The sequence below is a fragment of the Maricurvus nonylphenolicus genome, assembly GCF_042854845.1.
GTDB classification, from domain to species: domain Bacteria; phylum Pseudomonadota; class Gammaproteobacteria; order Pseudomonadales; family Cellvibrionaceae; genus Maricurvus; species Maricurvus nonylphenolicus.
In genome coordinates this window covers 112311-125702 of the sequence record NZ_AP031498.1, presented here as the reverse complement: position 1 = coordinate 125702, position 13392 = coordinate 112311, and the positions used below count along the sequence as shown (strand labels likewise).

Sequence of the window (13392 nt, the reverse complement as noted above, 5' to 3'; positions counted from 1 at the left end):
AAACGGGGAAGCCACTGTACATTTCATCATCCCTCTAAGAGACGATTACTCTTGGTTAAGGCCTAACTCTCGCTGCTTCTTTTTACTTAAACCTAAAGACACAATTCTATGCGATTCTTTAATATAATATTTTAAGTTATCTTCTTCATCCGGAGAGCCATCAAATTGCTGTATCCACTTCATTCCTCGTGAAGCTAAGTACGGGGCAGGTCTATATTCTTGATGTTCGCTTAGGAAATAATAGTTCTGTTCAGAAGTTTTAAACGTGAATGCGGGCTTTTGCAGATTTTTCTCCCACCCTCCTATAGCAAACACCTTTCCCCCAACCTTCCAAACGTGAGAGTCTCCCCATTGAATTATATGGGTCGTAGCTTTAAGGGATTTGCAGTAGTTATTGAACTCTTCGTAAGTCATCTGTAATTCTAACTATAAAAGATGTCTACCTTTTTGGGGGAGACTTCTGAGGCCGCGTTTTTTGCGGTCGGAACGATGTTTGAGCGGCTCGTTATGTGCATTTACCTTTAGAACCTAGCTTAAAATTAACTGTACCAATGAAGGTTTGATTTTTAATAAGGCAGACATCACTACCGACCTTTATAGAGCCCACTGAATGTATAGATACATAAACTAAACCCCCACCCTCTAATTTAACGGCCAATTTGGATTTATTGCCAGCAAGGTTAGCATCTAATACGTGCGCTTCAGCGACGCCAGACACATAGCTCTGCGCCTTACTTAAATTGGCAGCACCATAAAATAAAGCCACAGCCAAAGTACCTACTATAAAACTAATAACCCCTTTGTTTTCAGCGTACCAAAATTTTATTGATTCCAAACTTGTTCTATTCATGACTGGATTACAAAACGCCCGGCTTTGGAGTGCGCGATTTTTGCGCGTCCCGCCGCATTTTTCAGCGGCGCACAACTGCCGCTTGTTAAATTTTGGGCTGGCACTCTACCCATACCCTTTCTCCTGGATGGTGCTCTGAAATTGTAGACAGGGCATAATCCAAATCTTGTTTATTACCCGGATCTATTTCGTAGGTAAAATCAGTGAGATCAACATTTCGAGATCGAAGCGAATTCGTTTCCTCACTGCTAAGGACTCCAGCCCCAACCCAAACTGGATATAATCCAGTTGAAACAACTGACTCTAGCTCTATAAATCCTTCTCTAGTAACTACAAAGATAACCATGTTTTCAAATTTAACAGCTTATTCTATGCCCCGATGACGAGATTAATTTCGTCAACATGACCTATAACTCCAAAACAGTAATTCAACCTAAATAAATTCTCTCTCACATTCAAAAAGTTACCTGCTAGCGCCGACTAACTTATGATTTTAGGCCTTAAAAATTAATACGGCTGCTGATCACGCCACTGCTTACGAGTTCTTGCCATAAACAAGGACTCCTTCGGCACCTTGATGTTACCGATAAGTTCTTGAATAAGACGATCGACATCTGGAATAGATTGTTCATTGTCTGCAAACGTTGCTCGAACCTTCACATACTTATCATCAAGTAAAAAGAGGTAAGCAAAAGTCACCTTGGCCTCATCTTCCTGATTCAGGAAGTGGGCAGAAAACTTCATAATGTCATAAGCTTGAATCCCCACATGCCAACGCTTTGCAATCGGTTCACCTTTAGATAACGCTCTAAAAAAACCTTCCTTTTCAGCTAGGTCGATATCTTCAAGAAGTGAGTCAAACTCCTTCTTCAAAAGGTGGCGGGACCGTGTCAGATCCGCACTGCGTATAGGGTAAACAAAAACATCCACTATATTAAATAGAAAGTCTGTATGAGAGTACCTGGTCTGGTAGCCATAAAATGGATTGTCGTACCAATGAAAATCCTCTTTGATAAAACTGCCAAGCTGTTCAGGTAATATCAGATCTTCATCATAATTACTGGACTGAAGCTTCTCGGCAACATGCCCTATACGAAACGCATCCTTTTCCTGAAGCTCTTTTAAAATAAATGACGACACGCTCTTGGCAATATCAGCGTCATGATCTTGATCCATGGTTAGAAGAGACATTTTCTGGGTAAATGGCAGTTCGACTTCAACAGTTTCCAACAATACGTCATGCCACTTAAGACTGGCATTTACTTTAATATTTGATGTTACTTGCACCGGAGCCACAAGCAGGGTCGCCCCAGCCAAGGCAGCACTGCCTATATCCGCTGCATCCTCTTTAACATATGAAGCACTAGATAGTACTATACGATAACCAACATCTCTGTCTGCATAGAGCACATCGGCGAACATACCAGAATTCTTCAGCGCTTTTTGAAATGCCCCTAGATTCACAGCTCTGAGATTACAGGTTTGCATTATGGATGCTTTATCAAAGGTCTGACATTCATCCACAAATGACTCAATCGGGCTACTATGAAATACACTGATGGGAGGATACTTTCTCTCTACGGCGGTCTCATAAGTTGCAACTTGAAACTCATTGGTCACTGAACAACCAACCAGAAAAAAACAGATGCACAGGAAAGCAAGAATACTCTTACGTATGAATGGCATAATAAATCCCTTTAAACAAAAGTAGGAAAAGCACCGATTGTACTACACACCACCACAGGAGCCAGCCTTTAAGAGCCTGTGGGGTCAGACCCCATTATTTTTACCATTTTTTTTAAACTACTCCCCACAGTCATGACCTGAGTCAATGTACGTATTAGATGTATGATGACCTTCATTTTTATCTCTATATTCTAGCGGATCATGCAAGACCATAAGAATGAAAGCTAAAGTAAAAAGCATGAATCCAATCAGATAAAATATATTAGGTGAAAATCCTTCTATCTCTACAAAGCTCAAATATCCAAACCCTGCGAGCCCAGAGATAATTGCGATCCAAATAATTAGAGTTTTAATAATTCTCTCTCCCTACAGTAAACTTAACGCCGCCAAAAGCCGTCAGATGCTTGGCTTTGTTAAGGGCCTTCACTAGCCCAGGCTTCCAAGCCTTGCTCTAGGCGATAGATTAGTTCGTCTTTAGTGAATACAGCGTGAATTGTTTCCTCTGTGACAAGTTCAACCGCCACATTAGAGCCTTTTTCGACTTCTGGGTATAGCCCAAACTCGGCGACTGATGATGCCCATTGGAAACACCATGTTTCAACTGCTTCCTCATTGAAGACGTCCATTCCAATAAATACCAACGTTTTAATACTCGGCAGTTTGCCTTCCAGGTCATAGTAACCTAGCTGAAAATAGGTCTCTCCGATCTCAAATTTCTTCATGACTCTTAACGCCGTATGCATAGGCGCGCGTTAGCGCGTCCAGCCCGCAGGGCGATTTTGCCTTTCCTTGTTAAAGCGCTATTGCACATGGCTAGGCTGATACTCTTGACCGTAGGGCGTTGATAACATCTCAACTACACCTAGCTCGACTCGATACATGTAAACCACAGCCATGATAAGACAAAAGCAACCGAATGCTACGATAGCGTACCTTTGGGGTCTGACCCTAGGGTCAGACCCCACTATTTTATGTGCAGCTTTTAATCTATCAAAAATCTCTTTAGTTTTTCTACAACCTCAACGCTCAAAGCGTTGCCTGCCTTTGTTTGTTAAATTCTTCCATGGCAGGGAAAAGAACACTTCCCACTAGGAACTCAATCTCTTTTTTACTAAAGCCCTTCAATTTCTTTTTCCTCCTTCGTACAGCCATTAATGACTTTAGATAGGAATAAAAGCTAACTTTGAAGGACAATTGATAAATATCTCTCTCTAAATCCGATAAAACATCTATAGAAGCATGAGAAGTCAAATGCTCCTTTAGTGTTTTTGACAAGATTAGACTCTCACCACCTTCAGCTTCTAAAGGCTCAAGAGCAGTTTCGAGGTACTGATCTAGAGTCTTAAGGAATTTCTTTGTATTTCCAGCCGATCCAATTTTGTAAGCAAAGAATGGGTCATTGAGCGCTATAAGCTTTACGGCTTCATCGAATGATTCTTGATAGTGCTCAATATCTGAAAATGCAGCTGACTGAGCAGTGTCCTTGAGAATAGGAGTGAAATACTCTTTGGTTGCTTTTCTCTGCTCTTCCGTAAACTCTTCTTCTGGAACTTTTTTTATTACCTCTTCCGTCAGAGCGTCAAAGTAGGAATCAAAGTCTTTTCGGTACAAAACTGCCATTCTATGCCAAATCTCTAGAATGATGTACAAGGCAGCCTTAAGATTCCCTTGCTTCTCTTTTCTATCTCTATAGAAGTATCCGATGCATAACGTAGCAGGAGTAAACACCGCTAAAAATAGCTTCGGATTATTTGATATTAATTCAAACATACGATTCTTATTTTAAATTTAAAGCCAGCCAGAGGGATTCCCAAACCAGAGCGAAGCGGTGGTTTGGGAATCCCTCTGGCTGGCTTTGTTAGCTTTAATTAAATTCGAAAACCTTACCATCTTCATGAACGTATGTTTTTATACCCCTGTTCAATAACTCCATCGCCAGCATAGATGGTTTTTCAGAGGTAACAGGCATATGAGCCACATAGACGTCGACATTATCATAAAAACATAACCTGACTAGGTAAATGCCAAATTTATCAGGCACCGTGTATTGATAATAAAAAACCTCTTGATTACTTCCATATTTAGGCTGATTTTCTAGCTCTTTATTAGCCTTAAGCTGCATCCATTCTTTAAATGCCTTAAGATTTTGTTCGTTTGTATGAAGAAAGCCAAGATATGGCTTAAGTTCCCCTTGAAATCTCTTGCCAAAGTGATGGCGATATATCCCCATAGCTATATGTTCAAAGCAACTGATCAACCGCGTATAGTCAGGTGTTCCCCATAGAATATCAAGAAATTCGTTTTCCTCTCCCACACGAGACATCTGTTTTTTTAGGAAGACTTTGTCTAGCAACTTATATGAAGTTCTTTTCAATGCCCTTTGAATTTTTCCATTGTAATGCTGATATCCAATTGAGTTATTGCCAATAATCCCAGCAATACTGACCATGAGAAATTCATCATCACGAGATTTCTCACCATTATGCTTTTCGCAGGAAGGCACAGTAATCAGATTTACACGATAGTTAGCACCAGAATCTTTATGTGTAGGAAATAGACATTTTGGAGGTACGTGCTCAACTGATGTCGAAACAGAATCACACATATAGCATGTTTCGGTCTCCATAATTCGGCCTCCTACGGAAAGCTAACGCTGGTAGCAACGGCAGCGAGGTCCAGGCCGCGTTTTTTTGCGGCCGATGTTGCCTGCCCTTGTTAGAAAACCATTAATATTCACACTCAAATTTAACATCTATTTCCTCTAGAGACTCGGAAATACTATCTATAATCATAGAGCCCATTTCATTGGGCTTGTGCATACTTTTTAGCAGTATATTGACTGTCATACCCTCTGCATCTGGATAAGCCTTTATAAGCTGGCCAGAGTCAATATAATATAAATACGAATCTATCTTTTCTGCGAGCATATCGACTTTATTTTCATCGCTCCACTCCAAATGATCAGAGATGGCAAGTGTCACGGTATTATTCTCATCGTTAGTAGCAATTAAATCGATCGTTCCTGAACTTTCTATTGTCATAGTATTTCCCTTTTTGGTTTTCTAACGCCTCAAACAAAGGACGCGTCAGCGTTCCTTTGCTTTGACTTGTTAGTGTTTTCGAACTTGTATTTTGAGCGTTTCCAAATCATCTGTGTCTTCATGTGTCTTTTATGCTGGCTTCTATTGCCTTCAAAATCACCTCATAAATGATAGACATTTGATCGCTTACCAAACTATCTGACGCTCCAGACTTTCCCCACAGATCAATTAGATCTTGATTAGATGGATTTCCACGCAAAGCACTCTGAACGAAATTAAGGAGTTCAAATTTCTCCGAATTACTTAGACCTTCTAATGCAAACAGTATTCCATCGTAAAACTCTGAATGGATGGCAAAAAAGTCCTGATAAATACAGGTTCCAAATTTTAGCCATACTTCACGCAATTCAATCACTTCTCACTCTCTAAGTTGGTATGTATTCAGGTTCACTATTAACACTAACAACTTATTCTATGTCTCGATGACGTGATTAATTACGTCACCGTGACGTATAACTCCAAAACAGAAATCCAACCTAAATGAATTCTCTCACACTTTCAACAAGTTAGTGGGCGCTAGCTAGAAATAAAAAAGGCGACCCCTTTCGAGGTCGCCTTTCAAAGAAGTTATCTTCGTAGCACGCCACTAACGTGCCACAAAAATCAAAAACGTTTTTTCTTATTTTTGTTTTTGTTCTGCGCTTCAGCAAACAGGGCCGCCATAGTACCGCCACCGGCATTACCACCACCTTTCCGGCCATTACCTGCATCGCTGCCGCCACCAAAGGAACGCTGCTTGGGCGCCTGGTTGCCACCGGGGCGACCGCCGCCGCGTTTGCCTTCCACCTTTTCACCAGGCTGGTCGTCCAAACGCATGGACAGGCCAATACGTTTACGCGGTACATCTACTTCCATGACTTTGACTTTAACGATGTCGCCGGCTTTCACCACATCACGCGGATCCTTGACGAAGGTGTTGGACAGCGCTGAGATGTGTACCAGACCGTCCTGGTGTACACCTACGTCAACGAAAGCACCGAAGTTGGTTACGTTGGTTACGGAGCCTTCGAGGATCATACCTGGGGTCAGGTCGGAGATTTTTTCTACGCCTTCCTGGAACTGGGCAGTTTTAAATTCCGGGCGCGGGTCGCGGCCGGGTTTGTCCAGTTCGCTGATGATGTCAGTTACCGTTGGTACACCAAATTGTTCACTGGTGTAGTCGGCAGCTTTTAATGAACGCAGGAAGGCGGAGTCGCCGATCAGGCCTTTCATATTGCGATCGTTTTTCGCGGCAATGGCTTCTACTACGGAATAGGATTCCGGGTGAACCGCGGAGGAATCCAGTGGGTTTTCTCCATTGGCAACGCGCAAGAATCCAGCTGCCTGCTCAAAAGTTTTCTCGCCGAAGCGGGAAACCTTCTTCAGTGCTTCACGGCTGGTGAAGGCGCCGTTCATATCACGGAAGTCGACAATGTTGTTGGCGATAGACTGGGTCAAACCCGATACCTTGGCCAGCAGTGGTGCCGAGGCGGTGTTTACTTCCACCCCCACGGCGTTTACACAATCTTCTACCACGGCATCCAGAGAGCGCGCCAGTTGTGACTGGGATACATCGTGCTGGTACTGGCCCACACCAATGGACTTGGGTTCGATTTTTACCAGCTCGGCCAGCGGGTCTTGCAGGCGGCGGGCAATAGAAATCGCACCACGGATGGTGACATCCAAATCAGGGAATTCTTTGGCGGCAAATTCAGAGGCCGAGTAAACCGAGGCACCGGCTTCGTTGACCACCACTTTTTGCGCTTTGATATCGGAGTTGGCTTTTAACATATCGCCAACAAACTTTTCGGTTTCGCGCGAGGCGGTACCGTTACCAATGGCAATCAGGCCGACGTCGTATTTACGGCAGAAGTTCAGCAGTACGGCTTCGGATTCCACAATCTTGTTTTGCGGCGGGGTTGGGAAGATGGCGCAGTGATCCAGCACTTTACCGGTGGCATCTACCACGGCCACTTTACAACCGGTACGCAGGCCCGGGTCCAAACCGATGGTGGCCTTCTGGCCAGCCGGGGCTGCCAGCAGCAAGTCTTTCAGGTTGCTGGCGAATACTTTAATGGCTTCTTCTTCGGCGGCTTCACGCAGCTCGCTGAGCAGATCGGTTTCCAGATGCGACAGCAGTTTTACTCGCCAGGTCCAACGCACCACTTCGCTCAACCACTTATCGGCCGGGCGGTTTTGGTCGGTTACTTCCCAGTGATCGGCGACCATGGCTTCACAGGGGTGAGCGGCCAGTTTGTCGTCCGGGTCACCAACAGTGATGGCAATGGTCAGAATGCCTTCGTTGCGGCCACGGAAGATGGCCAGGGCACGGTGGGATGGTACGGATTTCAGCGGCTCATCGTATTCGAAGTAATCGCGGAACTTGGCACCTTCGGATTCTTTGCCGTCCATCAAGCGGGAGGATACTGAACCTTCCTGTTTCAGGAAGCTACGCAATTTACCCAGCAGTTCAGCGTCTTCACTGAATTGCTCCATCAGGATGTACTTGGCACCGTCCAAAGCGGCTTTGATGTCGGTGATCTTTTTGGCTTCTTCACTGTCATCGTTGCACTCGCCACCCACCACATATTTGAGGGCTTCCTCTTCTGGAGCCAGGGCGGGGTTACCCAGCAGGTCGTCAGCCAGGGGCTGCAGGCCGGCTTCGCGGGCAATCATGGCCTTGGTGCGACGCTTGGGCTTGTAGGGTAAGTAGAGGTCTTCCAGGCGGTTTTTGGTATCGGCACTGACGATTTCCGCTTCCAGCTCCGGGGTCAGCTTATCCTGCTCGGCAATGCTCTTGAGGATGGCGGCACGGCGCTCTTCCAGTTCACGCAGGTAGCGCAGACGCTCTTCCAGGGTACGCAGCTGGCCATCATCCAGGCCGCCGGTGACCTCTTTCCGGTAACGGGCAATAAAGGGGACGGTGGCACCTTCATCCAGCAATTCAATGGCGGCGGTAACCTGGCGTTCCTGAGTACTCAATTCTTCGGCTATGCGAAGGGGGATGCTTTTTATCATGGGGGGAAGATAACTCTACTTCGGTATAGATCGTATATAGCGGATAGGTCGTGGCCCGCGCAGGGCTGCGGCCTATTTATTATTCTGAAGCCCCGATTATCCGCGATTTACGCAGGGATACCAGTCTTGTTTTTAGCCAGGGTTTGTGGCTGAGAACCCTGTCCCTAAAACAACTGGAATATCTATTAAAAACACCGATCAGCACCCTTAGAGATAAAAAACGTAAAGCCCTGAGACACCAAGGCGAATGAGGTAGTACACTTTTACAAATTGCCTAATTTGTATGCAAGGAGCTACTGTGCAGGTCCCGCCTTCTCTCACCAAACTTCCCGCTTTTGTGATTATTCTGCTGGTAGGGGCTCTTCTGGTCCTGGCTGTTGCCACCTTGCACCCCAATCCCGAACCCATAGCACCCACTGCGCCCAAGCCCATCCAGGTCAATGTGGTGTTAGCCACCCCCAAAACCGAAGTGCTAACGGTACGCAGCCAGGGCACGGTGGCCCCTAAACGAGAAATTGATCTGGTAGCGCAGGTGGCAGGCCGCATTACCGAGGTGTCTGATAACTTTGTTAACGGCGGCTTTTTTAGCGAAGGCACACCGCTGGTGAATATTGATCCGCGGGACTATGAGCTGGCCTCTATCCGCGCCAATGCCCGTGTTGCTCAGGCGCAACAGGATCTAGCCACCAACCGTGGCCAGGCGCGTCAGGCCCGGCGGGAATGGCGTGATCTTGGCAATGACGATGCCAACGACCTGTTCCTGCGAAAGCCACAAGTCGCTGCAGCAGAAGCGAATTTGGCCTCGGCCAAGGCCGAGCGCGACCAGGCCAAACTGGACTTGCAGCGCACCAAGATCAGCGTACCGTTTAACGGCCGGGTGCGGGAAACCCTGGTGGACCTGGGCCAATATGTTACCCCTGGCAGCCGCATTGCCACTGTGTACGATACCAGCGTAGCGGAAATTCGTTTGTCGGTAACTGACCGTCAGGCAGCGCTGTTGGATCTGCCGTTGGGTTTCCGTGGTGGTGAGCTCAAACAGGGCCCGGAAGTCACCATCAAGGGCACCATTGCCGGTAAGCAATATCAATGGCAGGGCCGCATTGCGCGAACTGACGCCAGTATTGATACCCGCTCGCGCCTCTACTATGCGGTGGCCGAGGTGGTTGACCCCTTTGTGGCCAACCCGGGTTCAACCCAGGTGCCGCTGATTGTTGGCCTGTTTGTGGAAGCGGAAATCCGCGGTCGCGAGTTGGACAATGTCATCTCGATTCCCAAACAGGCGCTGTTTAAGGGTGATCAAATTTATGTGCTGGATGACCAGCAGCGCGCTCACCAGCAAACCGTGAATGTTTTACATACCGATGCCAATACCGCCTGGATCCAGGCCGAGATAACTTCCGGCACCCCCATTGTGATCGAACGCCAAAGCTATCTGTCTGAAGGTATTGTGGTTACCCCCCTGTCGGAGGCAAAGGAGCCCATAGAAGCGTCCGGCCACGATTTAATTGCCGAGGGGTAAGCCGCTGTGAATCGCCTTATTCAATGGTTTGTGGAAAACCCGATTGCCGCCAATCTACTGATGGCCATGATCCTTATCGGTGGCCTGATAAATATCAATAAGCTCGACAAAGAAGTCTTCCCGCGGGTCTCTACCGATCGGATTCAAGTCTCGGTGCCCTACCCGGGCGCCGGCCCACAGGAGGTGGAGGAGCTGATTGTTAAGCGCATCGAGGAAGCCATTGCCGATCTCGACGGCATCAAGGAGATCACCTCTGTCGCCCGTCTGGCCAGCGGCCAGGTTACAGTAGAAGTTACCCACGGCTTCGATACCCAGCGCCTGCTTAACAATATTAAAACCCGGGTTGATGCCATCCCCACCTTTCCTACTGAAGCCGAACGCCCGCAGGTCACCGAGCTGCTGTGGCGCAGTGAAGTGATGAGCATTGCCCTCTATGGTGATGTAGAAGAATCTGCCTTGAAAACTGCCGGTGAAAACCTGCGCGATCAACTAACACTGCTGCCAACAGTATCCATGGTGGATATCAACGCCACCCGCCCCGACGAGATGGCCATTGAGGTATCGGAAAATACCCTGCGCCACTACAACCTCAGTTTTGAGCAGGTGGTCAATGCCATTCGCCAATCATCGCTGAACCTGCCTGCCGGTGTGATTAAATCCGAGCGCGGCGACATACAGCTACAGACCCGTGGTCAGGCCTACCAGGCGTCTGACTTTGCCAATATTGTCGTCGAGAGCCGCGAGGACGGTGCCAAGCTTTATCTGGGCGATATCGCCACCATTACCGACGGCTTTGCCGATCAGGATTTAATTGCCCACTTCAACGGCAAGCCCGCCGTATTCTTAAAACTCTACATCACCGATAACCCGGATATTCTCGCCGCCTCCGCCTCGGTGGAGGAATATGTACAAACCCTGCAGCTGCCACCGGGCATTGAGGCCAGAATCTGGGGCGATTGGTCCCACGTCTTTAAAGGCCGTATGAACCTGCTGTTGAAGAACTCCATCAGCGGTTTGATCCTGGTATTTATTGTGCTGATGCTGTTCCTGCGCCCGGCGCTGGCCTTCTGGGTTTGCGTGGGCATTGCGATCGCCTTTATGGGGGCCTTCTGGCTGCTGCCCTACGCTGGTGTTAGCCTGAATATGATTTCCCTGTTTGCCTTTCTGCTGGTGCTGGGGATTGTGGTGGACGATGCGATTATCGTCGGCGAGAGTATTTACTCGCGCCAACAACACGGCTTGAAGGGTAATGCCGCTGCGGCCAGTGGCGCCAAGCTGGTGGGTAAGCCGGTATCCTTTGCCGTCATCAGTACCATGATCTTCTTTATGCCCATTCTGGGCGTACCGGGGACCATGGGCGATATAAGTTATGCCATTCCCGTTGTGGTGATCCTGGCACTATTTTTCTCGCTGGTAGAATCGCTGCTGATTCTGCCTTCGCACCTGTCCCACCTGAAACCAGAACAACCCAGCAGCTCCATCGCTATTTTTCGCCGCCTCGAACTGCTACGCGAAAAGCTGTCGGCCACCATGCTGCACTTTTCCGACAAGGTTTACCTGCCCCGCCTTGAGCACATGCTGAATAACAAGTCAGCGACCATCAGTGTGTTTGTGGTGGCTTTTGCCCTGTCGGTGGCCATCTACAACGGCGGCTGGCTGACTCGTACCTTTATGCCTGTGGTGCCGTCGGATTTTCTGCAGGCGCGCATAACCCTGCCCGAGGGCACCCCCTTCTCGCAGACCGACAAGGTGCTTAAGCAAGTAGAATCTGCGGTGGTAAAACTGCAATCCAACGGTCAGCTCAGCGAACTTAATGACGGCCAGCCTTTTATTCAGGATTTACAGTCCTGGGGTTACGACAACAATATCGTTATCGCCCTGGCGCTGGTACGAGCCGAAAACCGGGAAGTCAGCGCCGAGCAAGTGGCCAAACAGTGGCGCGAACAAATCGGTGATTTACCGGAAGCCGAAGATATTGATATCAGTTACACCATCAACAGTCGCTCGAAGGATATTAATCTGCGCCTGACTATCAATGACAGTAACCAGGACAACCTCACCGCCGCGGTCGAGGCCGTTAAAGAAAAGCTCAGCCACTACCCCGGCGTGTTTGATATCAAAGATACCCATACCGCTGCGCGCACAGAGATCGAGCTGGATCTTAAATCCCACGCCGAAACCCTGGGCCTGGGTCTGGCCGATATCGCCCGCCAGGTACGCCAGGGGTTCTACGGTGAAGAGGCCCAGCGTATTCCTCGCGGCAATGAAGATGTCAAAGTCATGGTCCGCTACCCGGAAGGCGAGCGGGATAATATCGACCAGCTATCCGATATGCGCATCCGCACCCAGGACCAACGTGAAATCCCCCTCGATGCGGTAGCCGAGATCGACTTTGTGCCCGGTTACACCACCATTGATCGCGTGGATCGCAAACGCAGTATCACCATCAGTGCCGACGTAGCACCAGGCACCAGTGATGCCACCATGCTGGTGATGGATCTCTTCAAACGCAACCTCAGCCAATGGCAAAGCGAATACCCCGGCCTGACGCTGACCATTGAAGGGGATATGAAAGAGGAAAACACCTTTATGGTCAGTGCCGTGCAAAACTTCGGCCTGGCCATGGTGGCTATTTACGGTTTGATGGCGGTTGCCTTCCGTTCCTATTGGCAACCCTTACTCATCCTCACCGCCATTCCCTTTGGCTTTATGGGTGCGGTGATTGGCCACGCCATTATGGGCCGTGAAGTCAGCATGATGTCGATGCTGGGGTTCTTCGCCTGTGCCGGGGTTGTGGTAAACGATAACCTGGTGTTGCTCGACCGTATCAACCAGTTACGCAAGGAAGGCCACGCATCACTGCAGGCCGTGATGATGGCTGGCCGAGATCGCTTCCGGCCAATCATCCTTACCTCGTTAACCACCTTTATTGGCCTGACCCCGATCATGGCGGAAACCAGTACCCAGGCACAGTTCCTGATTCCCATGGTGATCTCCCTGTCGTTTGGGGTGATGTTCGCCACCACCGTAACCTTAATTTTGGTACCGGCCCTCTATGTCAGCGCAGAGCAATTGCGGGATAAACTGCGAGGACTTATGGGCAAGCCCAGTGAAATTCATGATGAAAGCGCTTAGCTAGCAAAATCTCTCTAACGCCATCCCCGTGAAAACGGGGATCCAGGAATGGCGCCCCAATCCTTATTACCATTTCTTAATGGTCTACACTCAAATCTGTAACC

The 13392-nt window shown here is 48.1% G+C and carries 11 protein-coding genes; 2 read left to right on the top strand and 9 right to left on the bottom strand.

Going from position 1 to position 13392, the window contains the following annotated elements; genetic code table 11:
* Window positions 1-45: 45 nt before the first annotated feature.
* The 9 genes from ACGHZ6_RS00585 to ACGHZ6_RS00545 form a co-directional block, all read right to left on the bottom strand.
* Entirely contained in the window at window positions 46-414 is a 369-nt protein-coding gene (locus ACGHZ6_RS00585) for an MmcQ/YjbR family DNA-binding protein (RefSeq protein ID WP_390616818.1), read from the bottom strand.
* 91 nt (window positions 415-505) lie between these two features.
* A complete protein-coding gene (locus ACGHZ6_RS00580) occupies window positions 506-850 on the bottom strand; it encodes a hypothetical protein (protein WP_390616817.1) in 345 nt (114 codons plus the stop codon).
* A gap of 507 nt (window positions 851-1357) precedes the next feature.
* Complete coding sequence (locus ACGHZ6_RS00575) at window positions 1358-2536, bottom strand: hypothetical protein (RefSeq protein ID WP_390616816.1); 1179 nt, start codon at window positions 2534-2536, stop codon at window positions 1358-1360.
* 413 nt (window positions 2537-2949) lie between these two features.
* Entirely contained in the window at window positions 2950-3258 is a 309-nt protein-coding gene (locus tag ACGHZ6_RS00570; RefSeq protein WP_390616815.1) for a hypothetical protein, read from the bottom strand.
* Window positions 3259-3562: 304 nt separating this feature from the next.
* Window positions 3563-4306, bottom strand: a complete 744-nt coding sequence (locus ACGHZ6_RS00565; protein ID WP_390616814.1) for a hypothetical protein — start codon at window positions 4304-4306, stop codon at window positions 3563-3565.
* A 94-nt stretch (window positions 4307-4400) separates the two neighbouring features.
* Window positions 4401-5162, bottom strand: coding sequence for a hypothetical protein (locus ACGHZ6_RS00560; protein WP_390616813.1), 762 nt, complete (start codon window positions 5160-5162; stop codon window positions 4401-4403).
* A gap of 100 nt (window positions 5163-5262) precedes the next feature.
* Complete coding sequence (locus tag ACGHZ6_RS00555) at window positions 5263-5577, bottom strand: DUF6572 domain-containing protein (protein ID WP_390616812.1); 315 nt, start codon at window positions 5575-5577, stop codon at window positions 5263-5265.
* 118 nt (window positions 5578-5695) lie between these two features.
* Window positions 5696-5992 carry a hypothetical protein gene (locus ACGHZ6_RS00550; RefSeq protein ID WP_390616811.1) on the bottom strand — a complete coding sequence of 99 codons (297 nt, stop codon included), beginning with the start codon at window positions 5990-5992 and terminating at the stop codon, window positions 5696-5698.
* 248 nt (window positions 5993-6240) lie between these two features.
* The gene (locus ACGHZ6_RS00545; protein ID WP_390619217.1) at window positions 6241-8631 is read right to left on the bottom strand and encodes a Tex family protein; all 2391 of its coding nucleotides are present in this window, start codon (window positions 8629-8631) and stop codon (window positions 6241-6243) included.
* A gap of 301 nt (window positions 8632-8932) precedes the next feature.
* On the opposite strand from ACGHZ6_RS00545, the gene ACGHZ6_RS00540 reads away from it, so the two are divergent.
* A complete protein-coding gene (locus ACGHZ6_RS00540) occupies window positions 8933-10153 on the top strand; it encodes an efflux RND transporter periplasmic adaptor subunit (RefSeq protein ID WP_390616810.1) in 1221 nt (406 codons plus the stop codon).
* Between the two features lie 6 nt (window positions 10154-10159).
* Window positions 10160-13288, top strand: coding sequence for an efflux RND transporter permease subunit (locus ACGHZ6_RS00535; protein ID WP_390616809.1), 3129 nt, complete (start codon window positions 10160-10162; stop codon window positions 13286-13288).
* The last annotated feature ends 104 nt before the right edge of the window (window positions 13289-13392 follow it).

Bases quoted from the DNA above. Each gene is read 5' to 3' on its own strand.
- ACGHZ6_RS00570 (WP_390616815.1), bottom strand. From the start codon at position 3,258: ATGAAGAAATTTGAGATCGGAGAGACCTATTTTCAGCTAGGTTACTAT.
- ACGHZ6_RS00575 (WP_390616816.1), bottom strand. From the start codon at position 2,536: ATGCCATTCATACGTAAGAGTATTCTTGCTTTCCTGTGCATCTGTTTT.
- ACGHZ6_RS00580 (WP_390616817.1), bottom strand. From the start codon at position 850: ATGAATAGAACAAGTTTGGAATCAATAAAATTTTGGTACGCTGAAAAC.
- ACGHZ6_RS00585 (WP_390616818.1), bottom strand. From the start codon at position 414: ATGACTTACGAAGAGTTCAATAACTACTGCAAATCCCTTAAAGCTACG.
- ACGHZ6_RS00555 (WP_390616812.1), bottom strand. From the start codon at position 5,577: ATGACAATAGAAAGTTCAGGAACGATCGATTTAATTGCTACTAACGAT.
- ACGHZ6_RS00560 (WP_390616813.1), bottom strand. From the start codon at position 5,162: ATGGAGACCGAAACATGCTATATGTGTGATTCTGTTTCGACATCAGTT.
- ACGHZ6_RS00565 (WP_390616814.1), bottom strand. From the start codon at position 4,306: ATGTTTGAATTAATATCAAATAATCCGAAGCTATTTTTAGCGGTGTTT.